This window comes from Desulfitobacterium sp. LBE, from assembly GCF_007830365.1.
Lineage (GTDB): Bacteria > Bacillota > Desulfitobacteriia > Desulfitobacteriales > Desulfitobacteriaceae > Desulfitobacterium > Desulfitobacterium hafniense.
The window spans coordinates 2,582,826-2,605,536 of record NZ_VLKD01000001.1; the positions used below are offsets into that span (position 1 = coordinate 2,582,826).

Sequence of the window (22,711 nt, forward strand, 5' to 3'; positions counted from 1 at the left end):
CCTCCAGATTGAACGATTGAGCCATTGTTCAATCAAAAGTATAAACTTAATGTATTGACATGTCAATCATATCTTACTGCAAGCAGCAATTTGCTCAAATGTTGCAGCGCTGCATCATTTGCACTAACCCTAAAACTCGAGAACAGCAAATTTTATGCAGATTTTACCTTTCCACGATTTTCCTTTAACATAACGGCCCTATACTTATAGGTGTACTACAATAAGTTTGGGAGGTAAGTTATGTTTAAGAATTTCAAAATGTCCAAGCGCTTCCTGGCATCATCGCTCTGTCTGGTCATGGCCTTATCTCTGGCCACAGGTGCCGTACTCGATAGCAGGCCGGCATCAGTAGTGGCAGCACAGCCTGCCGCAACATCCAAAGCCGAAGTAACAGAAAAGACCCCCAAGTATATCTTTATGTTCATCGGGGATGGCATGGCAGCCGTACAAGTGAACTCAGCTCAAATTTACGGCGGAACCAATAAACATAATCAAATGGCTTTAGACAAAATGAACTTCCAGGATTTTGAGGCCGTTGGTTATCAAACCACTCAGGACGCCACATCCTTTGCACCGGACTCTGCATCCACAGCAACTTCCCTTTCCTCAGGATTTAAGACCTGGAGCGGAACCATTGGCCTAAAACCGGTGGGAAGTAAATCCGGAAACAAACCGGAAAATGTGGAAGGTACGATTCCCAAAACCATTGCCGAAAGACTTAAGGCCGAAAAAGGAATGAAGATCGGCATCATATCCACCGTAACCATCAACCATGCCACACCGGCAGCTTACTATGCCCATGTCGCTTCCCGAAACGACTATTATGACATCGCTCTGCAAATGGCAAACTCCGGCTTCGATTTCTTTGGCGGCGGAACCATCAGCCAGCCTACAGGAAAAGACAAGGATCAAAAAGATGCTTATGACGTTATGAAAGAAAAGGGCTACAAAATAGCTAAGACAAAAGAAGATATCCTGGCTCTTAACAGCCAATCAGGCAAAGCCTATGCAGTGACTCCGGTTACTCAGGACAGCGGCGCTATGCCCTATGCCATAGATAATAAAGATGGCGATTTAACTCTGGCCGATTTCGTAAAAAAAGGCATCGATGTTCTTGACAACGACAAAGGCTTCTTCATGATGGCCGAATCAGGCAAGATTGACTGGGCAGGTCATGCTAATGATGCCAAAGCCAATATTGGTGATGTAATCGCCTTTGAAGAAGCTATCCAGGTCGCCATCGACTTTGCTGCCAAGCACCCTGAAGAGACCCTGATCATCGTTACCGGCGACCATGAAACAGGCGGCATGACCATCGGTCAGGCAACAACCGGTTATGATACAGCTTTTCATATTTTAGAAAGCCAAAAGATCTCTTATGTAGCCTTTGACGCCTTAATCAATAAGATGAAAGCAGACAATCCGTCCCTAAAATTTGACGACGTTATGCCCGTTATCACGGAAAACTTCGGTCTTGTTAACAAAACCAAAAATGATATAAGCCGCCCCGGTGAGCCCAGCTATATGACCTTAGAATTATCTGATCGGGAAGTAGCTAAGCTAAAAAAGGCCTTTATGGAAACCATGAAAGACAAACCTACCGACAGCGAAGAAAATGATCTATTATACGGCGGTTATAATCCACTTTCCGTAACCTTAACTCATATTCTTAATAACAAAGCAGGTATCGGCTGGACCTCCTATTCCCACACAGGAGTACCGGTTCCAGTCTATGCAACAGGTGCCAGTGCCGAGCTGTTTAATGGTGCCTATGAAAATACCGCTGTGTACGACAAATTAGTCAAGGCTACAAATCTTAACTAGTCTAACTTCAATAGATATCTAAATAAAGGAGTGTCGCAAAACTACTTTTTAACATAGTCTGCGATGCTCCTTTTTCATTCCCGGATCGTCAATCCATTGCCAATTGAGCGCAAAGGAAAGGAGCGCGACTTAAAGAAGATGCTTCAGAATATTAACAGAAAAGAATTGGTTTTTACTATTGTCATTTTAATAGCGATAGGGATTCTCACCTTATTGCCTACGGGATTTCAGAAACAAGAATACCACTTTACCGAAGGGGTTCGAGCCAAAGTCATTTCTGTCAATAATATAGGGGTACATAGTTCCGGGATTTATAACATAGGCGATCAAAGCGCCTTAATTGAAATAGAAACCGGCTCCCACAAAGGCGAACAGGTTCAAGCCAATAATATGCTCACCGGCAGCCTCTCCGTGGACAAAATATTTCAAGCAGGAGACAAGGCCTGGGTTCTGCTTGGATTTGATGAAGATAACAAGATCAACTTTGCCAATATGATCGATCACTATCGTATCGATAAAGAGATCCTTTTAATCGGAACCTTCGCCGTAGTTATCATCATATTTTCCGGATTTACCGGAGTTCGCACCTTGCTTTCCTTTACTTTTACACTATTAAGTATCTGGAAGATTTTGATACCGGCAATGCTTTACGGCTATAATCCACTCATAGTTGCCCTCCTTGTGGGAAATGTACTTACTGTTGTTACCCTGCTCTCGGTAGCAGGATTCACCAGAAAAGCCTATGCCTCTATTATCAGTGCTGTTACTTGTTCCATTGCAACCTGCCTTCTGGCCATTCTCTTTGGCAGTCTATTTAATATCCACGGCGCGGTAATGGAAGGAGCCGAATCACTGCTGTATGCCGGATTCATGGATCTTGATTTAACTTTAGTTTTTCAAGGAGGAATTTATCTTGCCTGTTCAGGTGCCGTACTCGATTTAGCAATCGACATTTCATCGGCTCTGGAAGAGATTATCCATAATAATCCCCATGTAACCAAGACGGCCCTTATGAAATCAGGACTTAACATCGGAAAATCCGTAGTCGGCGGCCAAACTACTACTCTGCTGCTGGCCTATATGGGAAGCTACATCACAGTGATGATGGTCTTTATGGCTCAAGGCACACCATTTATGAACATCCTCAATTCAAAGCCCATTGCAGCAGAGATATTGCACACCTTTGTCGGCTGCATCGGACTGGTCCTGGTATCCCCATTAACATCACTTATCTGCGGCCTTATCTACGATTGGGATAGTAACACCGCCCCAAATCAGGGATGAGACAAGACTCCACGGGGAAGAGAGTTCAAATTGTGCACCAGTGCATGATTTGAACCACCATTCATTTCTTGAAAGCGGCTTTGCTCATTTCGCAATGGAAAGAAGGCCACTGATACAATTCGCAAAGACGTATCAGTGGCCTTTCCCCTTCTTCTTCCCCAATAAAATCAGAAGTATCTATATATTTATACCTGAACCAAACCTTGCCGCTTACAGCTTAAACAGCATTTCCGCATAGCTGGGCAGAGGCCAGTATTCCTTATCCACCAGCTCCTCCAATTGATCCACAGCCCCCCGGAGAGCATTCATAGCAGTGAATACTTCATCCCGATAAAACACCCCCTGCTCAAAGACCTCGCTCATAGCCAGAGCTTCATTGGTCTTCCCTTCCAGAACCTGCAGGGTTTCATCCACTGCCACCATTACTGAAGAGACTTGGTTCAAAAGTCTTTCCTGAACAGAGACCAGAGCACCGGAAACCGCTTTCACCGCCCCAATCCCAGTCGCCAGGTTTTGAATCATTTTCAGACCCGCGGGCATAATTTGCCGCTTAACCATATAGAGCATCGTTTGTGCCTCAATATTAATGATTTTGTTGTACTGCTCAAGGAGAATTTCATAACGGGAATGAAGCTCCGTTCCACTGAGAACACCATGTTTTTCAAAGAGGGCCACTGCCTTTTCCGTGACCCAAGCCGGGGTAGCATCCACAGTAGAGCGAATATTGGGCAGTCCCCGGCGCTCCGCTTCTTCCACCCATTCATCCGAGTAGTTATTGCCATCGAAAACGATGCGGGAATGCTTCACTGCAATCTCTTTGAGAAGTTTCTGCAAATCGGCATTGAAGTCCTCCGCCTGCTCCAAGCGATCCGCCATTTGACAAAGAGCTTCCGCCACAATGGAATTCAGAACAATATTGGGACCGGCAATGGAGAGGGACGAAGGAACCATCCGGAATTCGAATTTATTGCCGGTAAAGGCGAAGGGTGAAGTCCGGTTCCGATCGGTGGAATCCTTCCTCAAAACAGGTAAAGTGGAGGCACCGATATTCATGCGGCTTTCTGCTATAGAATGAGTCAGGCCGCCATTTTGCAATTGAGCCAAAATATCGCTTAGCTGGTCCCCTAAGAAGACAGAGATAATAGCCGGCGGCGCTTCATTGGCACCCAGGCGATGGTCATTTCCCGGATTGGCAGCAGAAGCCCGGAGCAAATCCGCGTGCTCATCCACAGCCTTCAGCACAGCGCAAAGGAAGGTGAGGAATTGAGCGTTTTCATGGGGTGTGCGTCCCGGATCCAAGAGATTCTTCCCGGAATTGGTTCCCAAGGCCCAGTTATTATGCTTACCGGAGCCATTGACGCCGGCGAAGGGCTTTTCATGAAGAAGACACACTAAGCCATGGCGGTTGGCCACCTTCTTTAAGATATCCATGATCAATTGATTGTGATCCGTCGCCACATTGGTCACGCTGAAAATAGGTGCGATTTCATACTGACCGGGAGCCACTTCCTTATGCTGAGTCTTGGCAGCGATGCCCAGCTTCCATGCTTCCACATTCACATCATGCATGAACGCCGATACCCGCTCATTGATGCTGCCGAAGTATTGATCTTCCATTTCCTGACCCTTGGGAGGCTTCGCTCCAAAGAGGGTGCGGCCTGTAAGAATCAGGTCTATTCTGTTTTCGTAATAGGCTTTGTCGATCAGGAAGTACTCTTGCTCAGGTCCTACAGTGCTGGAGATACGGGTGGTTTCCTCGTCCCCAAAAAGTCTGAGAATCCGCACCGCTTGCTTGGATAAGGCCTCCATAGAACGGAGCAGGGGAGTTTTATTGTCCAAAGCTTCACCGGTATAAGCACAGAAAGCAGTGGGAATGCACAGCACGATATTGGTTCCTTCTTCCCTTAAGAAGGCCGGTGATGTACAATCCCAGGCTGTATAACCACGGGCTTCAAAAGTAGAACGAATTCCGCCATTGGGAAAAGAAGAGGCATCCGGCTCGCCCTTAATGAGTTCCTTCCCGGAAAACTCCATGATCACCCGTCCATCGTTGGTCGGAGCAATAAAAGAGTCATGTTTTTCAGCAGTTAAGCCTGTCAAGGGCTGGAACCAGTGGGTATAGTGGGTCGCCCCCTTTTCAATAGCCCAATCCTTCATAGCACTGGCCACGACTTCCGCAACGCTGGGCTCCAGAGGCAGCCCATTATCAATGGTGTTTTTTAAAGATTTGTAGATGTTTTTAGGAAGTCTTTCCCGCATCACGCTGTCGTTAAACACATTCATTCCGAAGATCTTCATTGCCCTTTTCCCCTTTCAAATACAGCAAATAAAAAAAGCGCCCTAAGAAATGTACCCTTGTACATTCCTTATGAGCGCCTTTGCTCTTCATTTATAAAATTTCTGCATTAAAAGTAACACAGAACATGCGGTTATTTCAACAGGTTTTTGAGATGTATACAATATTTATGCCATCCATTCCGTACTGAAAGGGAGTCATCCACCTATTCAATGACCTTATAAATAATCTCCTCAAGCTTCAACCGGGGCCGCATACCGGGGCTTTGATCCGGAAAACCCACCGGCATCAGCACAGTCACAATGAGATGTTCCGGCAAATCCAGGATCTTGCTGATCTCTCTGGCCTTCATTAATTGTACCCAGCAGGTACCCAAACCCAGAGACACGGCACGCAGGGCAATATGCTCGGTGGCAATGGCCACATTCAGCATGGCATGGGGCTTATACCCCTGCAACGTCTCAGCGTCCATCGGCTTATCCGCATTAGGATAGTTGGCAACCTCTTCTTCCCTGAACACCCCTGCATCCACTAACTCCTGAAGCCTCCTGCGGGTATTGGCGGCATAGGTTGAAAGATCGGCACAGCATACCAAAAGCACCGGAGCTTCGCTCAAGAACTTCTTATCAAAAGCAGCTCCCCGGATCTTCTCCTTAACCTCCTGATTCTTAACCACAATAAAACGCCAAGGCTGCTGATTGGTTCCTGAAGGCGCCAAACGGGCGGCCTCCAGCAATTCCCTCAGCATCTCCTCAGGCACAGGGTCCGGCTTGAATTTACGGATACTGTGCCTCTCCAGCATGGCAGTTTTTACATCCATTATCTTACCCCTCCCGGACTTAAGCCCTTATCTTCTTATTCTATAGTCCAATCCTCCGGATTATAGCCCTCCTTGCCCTTATACCGGTCAAAAAGATAATTGCGGAAACGGACATATTCGTTGAAATCACACTGAATGCCCTCTTTTCCCAGTTCCTCCACCATTTTCTCCAGATCAGGAGGACAGCCCCATAAGGTAATAGCTTGGTTGATATTGGGGTTGTTTCTGTTCAAATGGCAAGCACATTTACCAAAGAGGATAGTGGTATTAAAGCCCGCCGAGGCCAATTGCTGTTTACCGCTGACCAATTCGATCTGATTGAAAGGCTCTCCCTTATAAGCTGAGGCAAGAAGAATCAGCATGGGATTAAACTGCACGGAACATCCTGTACATAAGCTGCTGTCATACTTCCGTATAGCCAAGCCGGTTATGCCCCGCTTTTCAAAACCCGCCGGCCCGGTATTATCCTCACTCCACTCAAAATCATAGTCGATACGCCCCTGGTACCCTTCAATACTCCCACCTTTAACCTCATAGTCCGACAGCTCCAGGCTATAGCCATGCTTCTCAGTATAAAAGGCCAGATGGGGTACCTCTTGGGCCGTATAACCCAGGACAGCCGCCCCGACCAGATCGCAGGCCAAGGGATCCCTGGAGGCCAGCAAGAGCCCCTTGGGATACGCCTTTCCAGTAGGTCCCGGTCCTTTTTCAAGGGTGTAAAGGCCGTCAATGATAGTCAAAGCCACGGGAAGCTTCTCAATGATGCGGGGAAAGGTCAGATTCAGTTCTTCCTGATCCAAACCGTGACAGAATTGCTTAGAACGGCGGCTCAGGCACCCCTTTAGGTTTTTGATTCCCAGAGACACCTTGGCTTGATTATGGGTTTTCAAAACGGGGATATTGATAATTTTGTCCACCGCCAAAACTTCTTGAGCGATATCCAGTTTAAAACCATCTCCATAATCAGTGGTGATAAAAGGCTCCGCATTGAAATCAACCAGTCTGACCCCATACCTATCCCGGAGTTTACCATATCCCAAAGCCTCATAGATGGCGTCTCCCTGAGGCTTTGGCCCCGGAAGAGAGCCCTCACCGATGATTAGATTTTTAAATCCTCTTTCCACAAGGATCTGAACCAGAGCTTGCATTACAGTGCTGGTGGTCACGACCCCATAAGGAGGAAACGGATAGTCAAAATCCCAACTGACAATATTGGGTTTCAGCAAAATTTTGTCATCGACCTGCAGCCCGGCCAATCCGTCGCACAGATCGAGAGCCTGGCCAAGGGATTCATACACCTCAGATACCTTGACCAAGGAAACCGAAGCTTTACTCATGGGACGCCCCTCCGTAAGTATAGAATCCCTTACCGCTTTTCTTGCCCCATTCCTCTTGAGTCATCTTCCCTTTAGCCACCCGTTCCGGCAGATATGACCGGGCAAAGGCTTCATCTTCCAGCCTCATAATCCAACCTCCTCACCTGGGCTTTCCGGATGACTAACTCATTTCTTTATCCCGGTCTTCAATTCCATATTTCCGCAGTTTATCATAAAAAGCCCGCCGCGAAATCCCTAAAGCCTTCATGGCCTGGGTGCGGTTATTGTTGTAATTGCCCAAAGCTGAAACAATCAGTTCCTTTTCCAGACGAGAAGTGATTTCCTTCACGTTATAAGGATTTTCCATCGGCACCTGCTCCCTATTACTAATAAGTTCCTGGTTCAGCCCAGCCCCCTTTGTGATGTTTCTAAAAATGGATACCGCACCGACAATGCGCTCATCATGATAAAGCGGAAAGGTATTGCTTACCACTTCAATGTTCAAGGATTTCACATATTCCCTGCCTTGGCTGGGCATCCCCGTCTTCAAACAATTGATAGTAGACGAATTGGGTTCGATCCTATCGAGCCTTCGGCCCAAAACCTTTGTCGCAGGGACTCCCAGCCTTCTGGCATAGACCTCATTGACATACACAATCGTGGTATCCGTATCAATAACGAGAACCACATCATGAATATTGTCCAAGATTTTAAATAGGAGTTCACGATTCCATTGCGGAATAACGGGTGTCGTGATGGCATGAATAACTCTACTCATTTTATCCTCCCCATTTTCTGTCTCTTGTGTATACATTATAGAGGGATAGAAAAAAGAAGTAAAGAATTTAACTAAATATTACGAATATTCTACATAAAAAGAAAGAGCCCGAAAGCTCTTCCCTGACTCCATAGAGGAATCTCATCTATTTACTCATTTCCAGCATTCTATCCAGTGCCACAATGGCCTCTTTGGCGATCTCGGGCTTCACGGTGATCTGATTCACCACATTACCCTGCGCCAGGTTCTCCAGAGCCCAAAGCAAGTGAGGTTGACTGATGCGGCTCATCATCACACAGAGACAAGTATTCTCATTAAGACTGACTATCTTTTTATCCGGGTTCTCCTTGGCCAGTCGGCTGACAAGATTAATCTCCGTTCCCACAGCCCAGATGCTTCCTTCCGGAGCGCCTGTGATTTGGCGGATAATAAAGTCTGTGGAACCGTCCAAATCCGCCTTTTCCACTACAGCATGGCTGCATTCCGGGTGCACAATCACCGTAACACCGGGATATTTTACCCGGACATAATCCACATGGGCCGGCGTGAATCTCTGATGAACTCCGCAATAGCCATCCCAAAGGATAATCTTCGGTGCAGCCTCCGGCAGCTCCATCTCCCATTCCTCCCGCTGCCATAAGAACATGTCCTTCTCCTCCAGACCCAGATGCATCGCTGAATTGCGCCCAAGATGCTCATCAGGCAGGAAAAGAATGCGCTTGCCCTGGCTGAACAGAGTTTTAAGAATTTTCATGGCATTGGAGGAGGTGCAGGTCAGGCCTCCATGGCGTCCGCAAAAAGCTTTAACCTCTGCCGAGGAATTGACGTAGGTCACAGGAACGAACTCTTCATCATACTGAGCGACGAGCTGTTCCCAGCACCGCTCAACATCTTCGATATCTGCCATATCAGCCATCGGACACCCTGCTCCCAGATCAGGCAAAATCACCTTCTGCTCCGGAACTGTCAGGATATCAGCCGTCTCCGCCATAAAGTGGACACCGCAGAAAACGATGTATTCCGCTTCGGCCTGAGCCGCCAATTGAGAGAGTCTCAAGGAGTCCCCCCGGTAATCGGCATAACGGACAACCTCGTCCCGTTGATAATGATGGCCCAATATGAGCAGCCGGGAACCCAGATCTTCTTTCACCTTCCGTATCCGCCGATCCATCTCTTCTTCGCTAAGGCTAAGATACTCTGCTGGCAGAGGCTGTTGCATGGTGTACATTTCTTGCTCCTCCATAAAAACACGTTTTTTCGCGATAAATTTATTTCAGTTTAACCAAACAGCCATTATTCTGTCAACTTAATTCACCTTCATCTTTTTTACCGAGGATATTCCTTCTTTTAAATATGACTTTAAAGGTAGTCCCCTGATCTCCCGTGTCAAACGTCAGTTCAGCATTGTGACGATGAGCTATGCCCATGGAGATCGCAATTCCCAATCCTGTTCCGCTCTCTTTGGTTGTAAAAAACGGTGTCCCAATCTTATCCCGGATCTCCTCAGGAATACCGCACCCTTGATCTTTGACAGCCAAAACCACATTATTTCTATCCTCGTAAGTCTGTATAATGACACACCCACCCTGTGGAGTGACCTCCAGAGCATTGCGGACAAAGTTCAAGAGCAGTTGGCGTATTTCATTTTCATTAAGCCATAGGCTGGGTAACGGATTTAAGTTTAATATGAGATCTTTATTGCCGTTATTGGCATCAGCCTGAATCATCGGGAAGATTCTATAGATAATCTGATTGATATCCTGTTCCTGAGTGCTACCCATATTGTCTTTCGCCAAAGATAAAAACTCGGAGATAATAGTATTGGCACGATCAATTTCCGAAATCATTAGGTCGTTGTACTCTTTTTCATCAGGATCCGTAACCTTAATGCCGCGCAACTGCAGGAAGCCCTTAACGGTAGTGAGGGGATTTCTTATCTCATGGCTGATTCCGGCGGCCATTTGGCCAACCAGGTTAAGCCTTTCCAGTCGCGCCATTTCATGCTGCTGTTGCCTTTGTTCTGTTATATCCCTGAAGAAGACCGTAATCCCTTCTTCAAAAGGATAAATACTGGTATGGAAAATTCTCTCCGAGGTCATCATTCCATCCGCTTCGAAATAGGCAGGTTCAGCAGTAAGGAAAACTTCCGCAATATATTGATACGTTACTGTATTAGAGAAACTCGGAAAAATTTCGAGTATATTTTTCATTTTCAATTCTTCATCAGATTTATCAAAATACTTCTTCGCTACATCATTGTAAAAAAGAAGCCGCCACTCTCTATCTATAGAAAATAAACCATCGGAGATCCCCTCCATGATTTGTGTAAATCGCCGCTGTGAAGCCCCAAGCTCTTCATTAATAGCACTCAGCTCTTGAGTATACCCCTTAATCTTGTCTAAAACTGGCTCAAGTTCAGGCAGCCCATGGGAGTTCCACGATAGATTGGTTTCAGGATGAACGATGGATTCCGAGAATTCTTCCAACTGATGTTGGATCTCCTTCATAAACTTTTGAATGAGGATGATAATAATCCCTATGGACAAAAACAACAAGCTAAAAGAGATGCTATACCCCGTAAAAGGACCAAGTTCAAATTCGGATTTTGTGGCATAAGCCCACACATACCCCTTTAAGCCTTTTTCCAGTTGTACCGGAACGCTTACCAAAGTTATATAATCGTAATTGAGAACCTTTATTTCTGAAGCACCATGAAGGTCAACCAGAATCGTCTCTACAGACTCTATTTGCTTTCCCTCAGAAACCATCCAGCCAAATTCCAAATCATAATAAGCCACGGAGTAGGGGCGTTTCTCCTGCAACAAAGGTTTTACCACTTTGTCAAGTTTCACCATTTGCTGGGTTCTAGGCAGAATATTTACATCATCTTGGCGGGAAGGAATCAAATGCAGGTTTGAATCGATAGTCTGCTTTACATCAAGAGCAATAGTCAATAAGTCATATTCCAGTTTCACAGACTCTTTTTCCCAAAAGGTCTTTCCAAAAAACAACATCAATACCATGGTTATCATAAATATGCTAATTGTTATACTGAATAAGGTCGATTGAATAATTGACTTTTTTAGAAAAACTTTCTTCATCTTTCCCTCCCACTCTTAAGAAAGCCGGGTTATAAAACCCAGCTTCTTAAGTGGAACTACATTATTTCTGTAATGATTTCGGTGTCTTGGGCTGATAGGCATACCATGCACAAGCAAAGACTGAGGATGCGCTGGCCAGAATCATTAAAGTCGAGGCTAAAGCCGTGAAGATAGCTTTTTTCACTTTACCCACCTCCTCCTCGATTAAATAGAGGCAGTAAGGTCAGGGATTGATAAAGAATTCCCAGACACATACTGACATTCAACAAAGGATCCGCTGAGACTAAGCCGATGATTAAAGCTATAACGACAAAGCCAACAGATGATGCCTTTAATTTCTTCCTCAATGATTTAGAATGAATGGGCTTACTCTCACTATCAACCGGGGCTAAATAAGCGACTATCAATAAAGAAATCGCAAGGCTTAACCAAATCATATAATTGTGGAGCACTTGGTATTCTACAAAGGTTTCTGCCAAAACTCCAAGGAGGGTATACAGTACTGCTCCAAAGACCAGACATTTAGTCGGTGTGCTAAAATGAGCACCTCCAGAAACTCTGCGAAGCAAAACCCCGAAGAAGGCCGCAATAAGCGCTGGTTTCAGTACGTTTGCAATCATTGCGAACAGAACCAATAAGAGGGTACCAATAATGGCTAATAAAGAGGTTTCTATAGAATAAGTAATAATCTCTTTCTTATCCTCGTCATAGTCCAAATCCTTAGTAATGAGGTTTGTTAAGTTATTGCTCAGATCTGTAAGGTCAATCATGGGTCTTCCTCTTTCGCCGTATGATAAAAGCTGTAAGAAAAAGCAAAATAACTTGCGGTTCTGTGAACACTATCCTTTTGATAGGATCTATAAATATTGTTTCACTGGGAACTTTCAAAAAACTCGTTAGCAATGATACTGAAATAACCTCAAAAACAATTATGGACATTATACTTATTATCGATGCAATCAGTGCGATACTTACATCTTTTTTCCCTATTAGAGTTATGAAAATGAATAAAACAAAAATAAGAACAATAGTGTGGGTTCCAAAAGGAAGGCTTTGGGCCCTTACAACATAGGCAATTAAAGCTAAAAGAGTGCCCATTGGTATAAGTTCTTTCCACCTGAACGGAATCCCCGCTATAGCATAGGCTAAAGTAACGATCCCAATTTCTTCAGGAATCCCCTGAAATAGCAATACAATTAAAGGAATGTCTATGATAACTCACCTACTTCTATTCTGACAAATACTTCGACTATTTCCATGATAAAGAACTTTTATTTTCATAAATTTTCTACATAACTCTTTGAAACTCCTTCTTCGTTCACATAATTAAAAAAATTTTAGCCAAATTTATGCTCAATCCTCGTGAATGCTTCAAATTTCAAATCATTTCTCTATAAACCTTGCGACTAAAGTCCCAATGAGAAGGGACCAAATGGGGGCACTGATATTCAACAGGGTGATATTGGACAAGGCGATAACAAAAGTCAGCGCAGCACTCAGTTTCATTTTCGGGTTTGAAAATCCGGTGGATAAGCTATTCCCAAACACCCCCAGCAGAGCAAAGCCCACCAGCAGAGAAGTGAAAGATTTGGGCAATACTTGAATCAACGGCACCAGCTTCCAGGCGAAGAGGCCGAAGAAGAGGATAATAACTCCCGAGACCACCGCCCCCATGTAGCGCTTTTCCTTGGGGCCTGCTTCAGGATCAGCACAGATAGCCGACATCATACCTGCCACATTAGCTGATTGTCCGCCAAAAAAGCTGGTAAGGACTGAGAAAATGCCGCTCAAGGAAATAATCTTATTAATAGGGGGGCGATAGTCGTTTTGTTCTAAAGCTCCTAAGCCTACGGCAGCATCATTGCTGAGAATAAGCAAGGCCAAAGGGATCGATACGGATAGAAAGCTTAGTGGATTAAAGGTGGGAATCTGAAGAGCAGGCATAACCGGCGAAGAACCCAAAGCTGCACCTTCCAAGGGCTGAGTCAGGAATAAAAGCACAGTCCCCATCGCAATGCCTGCGACCATAGGCGGAATCTTGGTTTTCCATTTGCTGAAAATCAAAAAGACAGCAAGAGCCACTCCCCCGATTAGGGGAAGCTCCGTCATCGAGTTAACAAAGTTCACCATATACCGGGTAATCATGCCGGCCAGCATGACCGCTATAATCTCCTTCGGTACATACTCAAGAAGCTTGGAAAAGATTCCAAACACGCCAACTGCTAACATTAAAAGAGCCGAGATGATATAGGCGCCGATCATCTCCGAATAAGAAAAATGGGCGGTGACCGTGGCTAGAAAAGCCACTCCGGTAATGGAGTGGGCACCTACTATGGGCATTTTATAATACCAGGGGATAAGAATACTGTAAATCCCCCCGACCACATAACAGGAAAACATCCAGAGTATGGTCTGGGACGTTGTAAAGTTACCATTAGCGGCCGCTTCAAGTATGATGGCCGGCGGACCGGTTACAGCAAGCAATGCCGATACGATGCCCGCCGCGAAGTTCCGAAGGTTTAAATCCCTTAAACCGGCTTTATTAGTTCTGCTCATGCTTGTCCCCATCATAACTGCCTCTCTTTGATACCTTCTGCTTATATATTTCACAGCTATTAAACCTGATAGAACCTATTATAGCCCCATATTAAGCCAATGCTCAAGAATAATCCTTCAGGTTTTCCATAATTGCCTATACCCAAGTACAGAAAATGGCCGAACCATAGTCCGGCCATCCCCTAAATAGTTTTTAGCCTATTCAGCAAGTTTAATCCTAACTGCTTCATGCTCATTAAGCTTCATAGGACGGGCATAGTATCCAACCTTTTTCACCTTGGCGATGTCTTCTTCACTGGCATCTTTAAAAGTAAGGGTAATGGTGATTTTCCCGGTTTCCCGGTCATAGCTGTCATCATGAAAAGCCGTAAAGCTCAAATTGTCACCGTCCTCACCCAGCAGCCTCAGATCCGGATAACTGATCCCGACTGCCCCCTCTTGGCGGAAAGTAGCCACCGCTTTTTCAGAGGTCAGCTCCAGATCCTCCATCACATAGCCGCCCAATTCGCTCTCCGGCATAAAAATCGGATAACTCCCGATTTCCGCACTCATCAGCTGGGGGGCCGGCAGTCCATCGTCTTCATCTCCCGTAACGATCGGAATAAGCGTCAGTTCCTTCATATCCGTTCTGCCCCCGATAAACTCAAAGTTGTTGGTGACTTTTATGAAGAAATTACCCCCATAGGTAGCCGTAGGAATGACCGTCAGATACCGGCCCTGCTCATCCCGAAGAGCGAACTGAGAAAAGGTGTTTTCTGCTCTTTCACTAAGCACAATTTGGTTGCCAAAGGGAGAAATGGATACCTTTTCAACAGTAATATCATGCTTATATTCCCCATTCCAGCCTGTGCTCACCTTAGCCTTCAGCTTGGGAGTAACCGTTAAGCTTTCCACGGCAACGCTGCTCTTGTCCACACTTAAAGGAATATGCCAACGCCCTTCTTTACCAAAGATCTCATCGGCGTAAATCTCCAGATTCACCGTATCCCCTAACGTCCCCACCACAGCAAAACGCTGCATACCTATCAAGGTATAAGGATCTTCCAGATAAGCATCGATCTCATTTTGGGCAGGAGGTTCAATATAACGCCCATCCTCCTTAAACCAGAAATGGGGGGCGGTCCAATTGATACGCCACTGCTCTATCGTCTCCTCATCGCCCAAGAGCCGGATCGGCTTTTCACTCTCAACTGTATAGAACACATTAATATAGCTATCATCCACCGCCAGATTATCCACAGTGACCTTAATCCCCTGATCACTGACAGAGACCCCCATTTGGCTGTTATACTGCTCATAAACCGCTTGCTTGGAGATATATTTGAAATCCCGCGGAGCATTAAAATAGCCGATAACACCGCTGGTCATCTCACCGACAAAAGGAGAAGCAGCCACCGACATCGAAGCAAATACGATAAAGCCTGCCGCAACCAGAAGAATTTTCTTAGGTATCCTTCTCATTCTCTGGGTCTTCTCCGGCAAATTAGCCATAAGCGAATCCATCCTTTCCGCAAATCCTGGGGGAACATTAATCGGCTCACCCTTGGCCTGATTTTTTAGGAACTGGTCAAAGTTGCGATGTTCCATTTATCCCATACCCCCTTCATTGACTAACAACACTTTTAGTTTTTGTCTTGCCCTGGCCAACCGTGACTTTACAGTGCCTGTGGGCAACCCTAAAGTTTTACCGATATCCCTGATGCTCATATCCTCATAGTAAAAAAGTACGGTTATCGTGCGAAACTCATCCTCCAGTTTCTCTACGGCAGCCCACAACTCCCCTGATTCCCGCATCACGCTTTCAGCGCTCTCTTCAGGAACCTCCAGTTCTTCTAAATACATGACTTTCTTACGCCTATTGGCTAAGGAATAGGCTTCATTGACGACAATCTTCATAATCCAGGGCTTAAAGCTAGCAAAGGAGCGAAGCTCGCTCAAATTCCGATAAGCCTTCAGAATCGCTTCACCGGTTACATCCTCGGCATCTGTATCATTGTGAACGATACTCTTCGCTAATCGAAACATATTTAATTGGTAATCATGTATGTAGGTGCAAAATCTCTCCTTATCCTCATGGGTTGTCGCCCTGCTGCGGTTGAAGATGGTGTTCGTAAACATATAGGGTACCCCCTCGGTTTCCACCCGTTCCAAATCTTTGTCACCTCGGTATGGTTTATTTGTCCAGACACCTGATAGATGATTATGAGCAGGAAAAGGTTCCCGTCTTAAAAAACTTTTTTAAAAATGGCGATCATCAAAACTTTATGGGCTGTATTGTGTATTAATAAGTGAGATAAAACATAGAAGGATGATCCGAGCTTTGGATGCTTCAGATGCAACCCTCCTGAAAGTTTATAGAAAAAATAAAAACCAAGGGTTGGAGCTTCTCTACGATCGGTATAAGAAATATATCTACACGATTGCCTACCATTATACCGGAAACAAGGAAGATGCTCTCGATTTAACCCAAGAGGTTTTTCTGTCCATCTTTAGGTCCTTGGATCGTTTCGATGACAGCTTTTCTATGCTCCCCTGGATTAAACGGATTACGGTCAATAAGTGCCTCAATTATCTCCGAGATAAAAAGGACATCCTATCCTTAAATCAAACCAATGAAAGCGGTCAGGAAATCCAGGAACTGCTTCCTTCCAGCAATCAGACCGAGGAAGCAACTTTATATCTGGATACAAAAGAGACCTTGACCAAAGCCATTCACGCCCTTCCTGCCGAGGAACGTATGGCTCTCATCTTAAGGCATATGAAGGGTATGAAATATGAAGAAATCGCTAAGATTATGGGAGTTCCTCTAGGAACAGTCAAGACCTATTTACATAGAGGGCGCAAAAGCCTTAAGACATCTTTAAGCAAAGACGGATTATGGGAGAGATAAATGATGACTTGTAGATTGGATAAACTACTCCTTCAGGATCTGCTGGACGGTACCATAGATCCCCTGGAAAAGCTCTTGGTGGATGAACACCTTAAGAACTGCCCGGAATGCCGGAAAGAGCTCAACGAGCTGAAACTTCTTTTCTGGGATCTTAACGATAAATCTATCTACGAAATCGAGCTTCCCCATGAACTGGATCAGCTTAAAGACCTCCTCCTTGAGCAAGTCTCCGAGCCTTCTCCTCAGAGCACTTTCACGACCCTAATGGAGATTCAGCGTAAAAATATAAAGTCAGCAAGCAAATTCCTCGACTACGTACCCGGTGTCAAAACCGGCAACCACCTGGCTAAAGAAGGTTTAAAAGCTACTCCCTCAGCCCTTAAATTAGTGTCAAAAGGTCTGCTCAAGAGCACCAAATTACTCAAAGCTAAATAACAGACTTTGGAGGTGATTTATTGTTCTTATCCATACTTGGCTTCCTGTTGCAAATCCTTGGTTATCTTCTCTTGGCTGTCCTTCTTCTATGTCTGATCCTAATCATCGTGCCTTACCACTATCGTGTAGCCGGAGAGAAATATGAACAGAGCCTATTAGAAGGCTCTATTATCTGGCTCTTCGGAGGAATAAAGATTGATTTTAGCCGTACTTTTCCCGGAAGATTTAGAGTCCATCTTACTGTTTTGGGATGGTTCAGGCATTCCTTTGCGCCCCCAACACCTCCCGGCAAGCCAAAGCAAGAAAGCCTCCCTCCTCCCGGGAAGTCAGAGGAACACAAACATAGCAAAGAAAAGAAGAAATCTTCCTTTAAGGAATTTTTAAAGCCGGACATCCTTAAGGAGGCGCTAACAACCCTGGTCAAGCTACTTAAACATTTTCAGCCTCATACTCTATCTGTTTCAGCCAAAATAGGCTTCAGTGATCCGATGATGACCGGCTTGCTTTACGGGCTGCTCAGTCAGTTTCATTTCCTGATTCATCGACATGATGTTCATGTGCAGCCGGTGTTCGATGAAGAGTGTCTTGAAGGGCAATTTTTAATTGGCGGCAGAGTCTGGATTCCCGCTCTTCTCTTGATGATGGCAGGGTTCCTGCTCTCTAAACCAGTTAGAAGTATCTATATCCCCAAAATCTTCAAAAAACCAAGGAAATCTAAAGGAGGTCCTCAATATGTCAATTAACACCAAAGAAAACATCGATGCGATTTTTGAAAAATTGGAAAGCTTTCTCAAGTCCAAAACGGTGATCGGCGAACCGATTAAAATCGGCGAAACCACAATTATTCCTTTTATCGACATCACTTTCGGCCTGGGCACAGGCGGCGGCGGTGGCAAAGATGAGAAAGGCAACGACGGCACCGGCAGCGGCGCCGGCGCAGGGGCTAAAATCAGTGCCACAGCTGTCCTCGTCATCAAAGGCGATCAAGTCGAGCTCCTTCCCATCAAGAAAGCCGGCGGCTTAGAAAAACTTCTGGATATGGTTCCGGAAATTGTCGATAAGGTAAAAGAACAAAAGGAAGATGATGATTAAGCTTTAACCACTTGAAAACAATTTAAAGCAACATTCTGTCAAACCAAACGCGGCCCGATGGCCGCGTTTTTTCATTTACGACCAACATATAGCCCATTAAATCCTCCATAAGCATATAACGTTATGGAGCTTAACCTACTTAGGCGATTCCGGGGTCCACTTCACTTAAGAGCCCACTTTACCCTCTTTACTTAAGAGATTCACTTTACACAGAAGAAAGAATATTATATACTAAATATAAATTAACTCGGTAAAATATTTTATACAGTAATTTTATTTATCAAGTTAAGCAATCTCAGATTTTATTATATCTGACGAAAAATAAGGGGGCTATAATGAATAAAAATACTACTTTAAGCCGGCGGGAGCGAAAAAAAGAGGAGACAAAGCAGAGCATCCTCAGGACAGCCATTCATTTTTTTCAAACTCAAGGTTATGATGCTACGACAATGGAACAAATTGCTGAATCCGTGGATCTTTCAAAAGTGACACTCTATAATTATTTCCCTTCTAAAGAGCTTATTGTGGCTGAGTTCTTCCAAACCATGAGCCACCAATTTGTGGATCAGGTTTTGGACATGCTGGCCAAACTATCAACTACCCGCTCCAAAATTTATGAGTATTTTCGCGGCCAGTTTGAATGGAACCGCCAATACCGCGAACTCCTTCAGGTCTACTTTGTTCATCAGTTTCAATCCATGTTACAACCCGAAGCTTATCAGAACAGCGGTATGGATCAGGTCCTTGCCCAAATCATTGGCTACGGCCAGGAAGCTGGTGAGATCCGTCGGGATCTCCCGACAGAATACCTGGCCAAGCATCTTGAGATTATGTATGTCATGGAATTTATGGTCTGGATTTTAGAGGGTGATTCCTGGAACCCTGATCAGCATCTCGGAGCAATGGTTGATCTATTCATGAATGGCGCTGAAAATAAACGCTGAAAATAAAGCGAAATGAGGTAACAGCTAATGAAAGTACTATTGATCCAGCCTCCCAGCAGCACAGCCTTTATGGATAAAGTGTATATGTATGAGCCTCTCGGATTGGAATACCTTGGGGCAGGTTTGCAAGAAGATGGTCATGAGGTACTTCTCCTCGACGCCCGTCTGGAGCCGGATTTTGAAAAGGCCTTTCACTCCTTTCAACCGGACATCGTGGGCATAACAGGATATACCAACCATTTAAACATTGTTAAAGCCATTGCCGCCCGCTTTAAGGAGATCAATCCGGATGTGTTTATCATCGTAGGCGGTCATCACGCTACTGTAAAACCTGCAGACTATAACGACCAGGCTATCGACTTAATCGTGATAGGAGAAGGGGTCTTTACCCTGCGCCAGATTCTGAAGCACAAAGAATCTCGGCTTCCCTTCGAGGATATACCGGGCTTGGCCATACCGGGAGCAGTCATGAAATTTACAGCGGAGCGTCCCTATACGCCTCTGGATGATCTGCCCTTCCCCGACCGTTCCTTAACCGCCCGTTACCGCAGTCATTATTTCAGTGACTGGATGAAGCCCATCGCCTCGATCCGGACTTCTTTGGGATGTTTTGGACGGTGCAATTTTTGCGCCCTCTGGTCAATCACCAACGGAAAATATCTACAACGAAGTCCGGAACGAATCGTTGCCGAGCTGCAAGGGATTCAAGAAGAAATCGTGTTTTTCTGCGATGACGAATCCATGTGTGACACACGCAGAATGGATCAACTAGCCGACCTAATCCAGGAAGCAGGCATACGCAAGAAGTATTTCCTCTATGGGCGGGTAGATACCATTGTGAAACATCCTGAACTATTTGCCAAGTGGAAAAACATCGGCTTAATCCAAGTCTTCGTCGGCTTTGAGAGCTTTTCCGATGAGCGCTTGCAAGGCCTTAATAAAAACATCACAGTGGCCCAACAGGAAGAAGCGGTAAAGATTCTTAATGACCTTAACATCGATATCTATGCTTCTTTTGTCATCGATCCTTCCTTTACCCGCCCAGAATTCGCTCAGCTGATTGCTTATACACGCAAACTCAATATTGCTTATGCCGCCCTCTCCGTCCTTACCCCTTTACCGGGAACAGCACTTTACGAGCAGAACAAGGACCGGCTTCTCACTCATGATCCCAAATTCTTTGACTTTATGCATACGGTATTGCCCACTGCTCTGCCACTTCAACAGTTTTACAGTGAATATGCCCGCACCCTTATGAAGGCTACTCCGATTCCCCGTTATTTCAAGTTCATTGCCAAGTTTGACCGCCAAAGAAGATTGTCTACCATGAAGGAACTCTATGGAGTCGTAGGCGATGTGCGAAAAGGGTATCAATGGCATCAAGCAAAAGAATCTTAAGCGGTCATATAAGCGCCTCACTTCTTGTCGAACAATACCATATAATAACCCATAGCGCCATGGAAGTGAGGTGACCGACATGACGATCTCCCGGGAAAAGCTTCATGACTTAATTGACCAAATACCCGATGATCGCTTATCTTATCTAGACGATGTGCTTGATTGGATTTTAAGAAGCGAATTACATGCTGTTCAGAGGGTAAAAACAGATATGAGCACCCCGGCCCAAGAAAGAAAAACCGCTGCCACATTAGACGATATCTTCAGGGATCAGGATGTGTAATATTGGTACCGATACTAATTCAAAGCGTCCTCTCCTCGCCATAACGGCGGGGTGAGGACGCTTACGCTCTATCTCCCCAAAGCGGGAATGAAATGTTTCTTACAACACCCCAAGGAGTCTCATACCGGTCAGGAAAACGACCAGGACCAGGGTAGCCAGGATAACATAAGGCCCATTCCAGCCGATACCCACTTGCAGAGGGGATTCGCCAACGATGCTGGATACTGCTATGACGTTGGCCGCTGAAGGTGAGATGGAGGTTCCCATAGCCCAGCTGATAGCAAGCACAAGAGCAAGGTAAGTGGGAGAAACCCCATAAGCCGCTGCTTTTATTGTTCCGCCAAAGATGGTCACTGTAGCAATGGGGTGCACTCCTAAAGCTGCTAAGCAAAGTGTGGACCCCATAATCACAAGCGTCAAAAGCAGCCCATTATGTCCCACCAGATAGGATAAAATCTGCGGGACATAATCTCCCAAATGGGAATAGTTGATACTATTAGCCAATAATCCCGCTCCGACAAACAGAATCATCTCATTTTTTATGGAGGGGAGCCGGTTATGAAAATAATCTCCTTTAAACTCCCGGAAAAATACAGGAAGACGTTTGATCAGGATCAGCCATATCATCGGATAGATCAAAGCCAGAACCGAGACTACGATTATAGCTGAAATTCCGCTAACCCAGGAAATAACCCCTATTCCTATAATTAAGACGATGGAAAAAGCGCCTAATTCAACAAGTTTTCTCAAATCAAAGTCTCCCCTCAAGGACACGTCCTCTACAGGGCAGGACCTTTCTTGTTTTTTCTTTTGCTTTTCTTCAAAAACCGTCATCACGAAACCGACCGCACCGACAATAATTCCGCAGGAAATTGCTAAAGGGAAAAAAGCCAACCAGGTGGACCCTGTTAATTGAACCACTAAGGCAATCGCCGCAGTGGTCGGAGCCCAAATAATACATGTACTGAAACCTCGGCTGATTGCCGAGCTTAAAAGTTTATGATCGGAACTGCGGCTGCTGTTGCGGCAGACCTGATAAACCAGAGGAACAACCGCCAGACTGACTAATACTCCTATAAAAGCCGATAAAAAACTGACCAGTAAATAGTAACGGCTATTGGAATTTACATGACGTTCAAAAAGACTCTGAAGGGCTGGGGTATATCCTCCATGTTGAATGGGAATTCCCATAAGGGGCACCATAATGAACATCACAACGAGAAAAAGATTATCCTGCAGAGCTTGCCGCCAGACACTCAAAGGAGCATCAAAATAAAGCAGTAAAGCAATACTAACAGCAAAGGACAGGTAGCCGATGATCTTCGAGGAACCCGTAACCGCTGTGAAGCCAAGAAGAATGACAATAATCATCAGAACTATAATGAGATCTTCCAAAGCCTGAGATCGCATAAGCAAATTCCCCAAATAAGTCACTGCCAGACCAAAGGTCAGAAGGCTGCGAATGCGAGTAAGTGCTTTGCCGGTAATATTCTTGAGTTCCATCTTTATTTCTCTCCAAGTTTCTATACTGTTTTTGCTAAGAGCAGTTTTCCTATACTTAATATAGACAGGTTCAAAAAAGACTTCAACCAATTAATGTATACATTTGATATCCCTATGCACCTTCTTATTTTTCATCCGGATATCATATATAATATTAAGTGTTCACCTGAGTGCCGTATAATCTGAGCTTC

The 22,711-nt window shown here is 45.1% G+C and carries 22 protein-coding genes; 9 read left to right on the plus strand and 13 right to left on the minus strand.

The features are described from left to right. Positions 1-240: 240 nt before the first annotated feature. Complete coding sequence (locus DESLBE_RS12280) at positions 241-1,824, plus strand: alkaline phosphatase (RefSeq protein ID WP_144677049.1); 1,584 nt, start codon at positions 241-243, stop codon at positions 1,822-1,824. Positions 1,825-1,962: 138 nt separating this feature from the next. Beyond that, positions 1,963-3,108 carry a YibE/F family protein gene (locus DESLBE_RS12285; RefSeq protein ID WP_144677051.1) on the plus strand — a complete coding sequence of 382 codons (1,146 nt, stop codon included), beginning with the start codon at positions 1,963-1,965 and terminating at the stop codon, positions 3,106-3,108. A gap of 210 nt (positions 3,109-3,318) precedes the next feature. On the opposite strand, the gene DESLBE_RS12290 is transcribed toward DESLBE_RS12285, so the two are convergent. From DESLBE_RS12290 to DESLBE_RS12345, 12 genes are all read right to left on the minus strand, one after another. After that, positions 3,319-5,406, minus strand: a complete 2,088-nt coding sequence (locus DESLBE_RS12290; RefSeq protein WP_144677053.1) for a glutamine synthetase III — start codon at positions 5,404-5,406, stop codon at positions 3,319-3,321. A gap of 203 nt (positions 5,407-5,609) precedes the next feature. Further along, on the minus strand, positions 5,610-6,224 hold the full coding sequence (locus DESLBE_RS12295; protein ID WP_144677055.1) for a nitroreductase family protein: 615 nt from the start codon (positions 6,222-6,224) through the stop codon (positions 5,610-5,612). A 35-nt stretch (positions 6,225-6,259) separates the two neighbouring features. Then, a complete protein-coding gene (locus DESLBE_RS12300; RefSeq protein WP_144677057.1) occupies positions 6,260-7,561 on the minus strand; it encodes a DUF362 domain-containing protein in 1,302 nt (433 codons plus the stop codon). Continuing rightward, positions 7,554-7,688, minus strand: a complete 135-nt coding sequence (locus DESLBE_RS27315) for a hypothetical protein (protein ID WP_018214158.1) — start codon at positions 7,686-7,688, stop codon at positions 7,554-7,556. Before DESLBE_RS27315 ends, DESLBE_RS12300 begins: the two co-directional genes overlap by 8 nt. Before the next feature lie 33 nt (positions 7,689-7,721). Next, positions 7,722-8,318, minus strand: coding sequence for a helix-turn-helix domain-containing protein (locus DESLBE_RS12305; RefSeq protein ID WP_144677059.1), 597 nt, complete (start codon positions 8,316-8,318; stop codon positions 7,722-7,724). A gap of 145 nt (positions 8,319-8,463) precedes the next feature. After that, positions 8,464-9,546: a quinolinate synthase NadA gene (gene nadA / locus DESLBE_RS12310; protein ID WP_144677061.1), complete on the minus strand. Its 1,083-nt coding sequence runs from the start codon at positions 9,544-9,546 to the stop codon at positions 8,464-8,466. A 73-nt stretch (positions 9,547-9,619) separates the two neighbouring features. Then, complete coding sequence (locus DESLBE_RS12315) at positions 9,620-11,419, minus strand: ATP-binding protein (protein ID WP_144677063.1); 1,800 nt, start codon at positions 11,417-11,419, stop codon at positions 9,620-9,622. A 61-nt stretch (positions 11,420-11,480) separates the two neighbouring features. Next, positions 11,481-11,603 carry a cyclic lactone autoinducer peptide gene (locus DESLBE_RS12320; protein ID WP_144677066.1) on the minus strand — a complete coding sequence of 41 codons (123 nt, stop codon included), beginning with the start codon at positions 11,601-11,603 and terminating at the stop codon, positions 11,481-11,483. 1 nt (position 11,604) lies between these two features. Next, positions 11,605-12,189 (minus strand): accessory gene regulator B family protein, encoded by a 585-nt coding sequence (locus DESLBE_RS12325; RefSeq protein ID WP_144677068.1) that lies wholly within the window; start codon positions 12,187-12,189, stop codon positions 11,605-11,607. Between the two features lie 613 nt (positions 12,190-12,802). Beyond that, positions 12,803-13,990 (minus strand): benzoate/H(+) symporter BenE family transporter, encoded by a 1,188-nt coding sequence (locus DESLBE_RS12335; protein WP_005807879.1) that lies wholly within the window; start codon positions 13,988-13,990, stop codon positions 12,803-12,805. 183 nt (positions 13,991-14,173) lie between these two features. After that, complete coding sequence (locus tag DESLBE_RS12340; protein WP_144677072.1) at positions 14,174-15,562, minus strand: DUF4179 domain-containing protein; 1,389 nt, start codon at positions 15,560-15,562, stop codon at positions 14,174-14,176. Then, positions 15,563-16,093 carry a sigma-70 family RNA polymerase sigma factor gene (locus tag DESLBE_RS12345; protein WP_144677074.1) on the minus strand — a complete coding sequence of 177 codons (531 nt, stop codon included), beginning with the start codon at positions 16,091-16,093 and terminating at the stop codon, positions 15,563-15,565. It abuts the gene before it with no gap. 202 nt (positions 16,094-16,295) lie between these two features. Here DESLBE_RS12345 and DESLBE_RS12350 point away from each other — a divergent pair, with 202 nt between their 5' ends. From DESLBE_RS12350 to DESLBE_RS12380, 7 genes are all read left to right on the plus strand, one after another. Then, on the plus strand, positions 16,296-16,865 hold the full coding sequence (locus DESLBE_RS12350; protein WP_144677076.1) for a sigma-70 family RNA polymerase sigma factor: 570 nt from the start codon (positions 16,296-16,298) through the stop codon (positions 16,863-16,865). Next, the gene (locus DESLBE_RS12355) at positions 16,866-17,300 is read left to right on the plus strand and encodes a zf-HC2 domain-containing protein (protein WP_144677078.1); all 435 of its coding nucleotides are present in this window, start codon (positions 16,866-16,868) and stop codon (positions 17,298-17,300) included. Between the two features lie 20 nt (positions 17,301-17,320). Beyond that, positions 17,321-18,043, plus strand: a complete 723-nt coding sequence (locus DESLBE_RS12360; protein ID WP_144677080.1) for a DUF2953 domain-containing protein — start codon at positions 17,321-17,323, stop codon at positions 18,041-18,043. Further along, the gene (locus DESLBE_RS12365; protein ID WP_005807867.1) at positions 18,033-18,392 is read left to right on the plus strand and encodes a spore germination protein GerW family protein; all 360 of its coding nucleotides are present in this window, start codon (positions 18,033-18,035) and stop codon (positions 18,390-18,392) included. The genes DESLBE_RS12360 and DESLBE_RS12365 overlap by 11 nt, the downstream gene beginning before the upstream one ends. 335 nt (positions 18,393-18,727) lie before the next feature. After that, a complete protein-coding gene (locus DESLBE_RS12370) occupies positions 18,728-19,336 on the plus strand; it encodes a TetR/AcrR family transcriptional regulator (protein WP_035243309.1) in 609 nt (202 codons plus the stop codon). Between the two features lie 27 nt (positions 19,337-19,363). Next, entirely contained in the window at positions 19,364-20,734 is a 1,371-nt protein-coding gene (locus DESLBE_RS12375) for a radical SAM protein (RefSeq protein WP_018214170.1), read from the plus strand. Between the two features lie 79 nt (positions 20,735-20,813). Continuing rightward, positions 20,814-21,017 (plus strand): hypothetical protein, encoded by a 204-nt coding sequence (locus DESLBE_RS12380; RefSeq protein WP_005807861.1) that lies wholly within the window; start codon positions 20,814-20,816, stop codon positions 21,015-21,017. Positions 21,018-21,116: 99 nt separating this feature from the next. On the opposite strand, the gene DESLBE_RS12385 is transcribed toward DESLBE_RS12380, so the two are convergent. Next, positions 21,117-22,520, minus strand: coding sequence for a C4-dicarboxylate ABC transporter (locus tag DESLBE_RS12385; protein WP_243131309.1), 1,404 nt, complete (start codon positions 22,518-22,520; stop codon positions 21,117-21,119). Positions 22,521-22,711 lie beyond the last annotated feature (191 nt).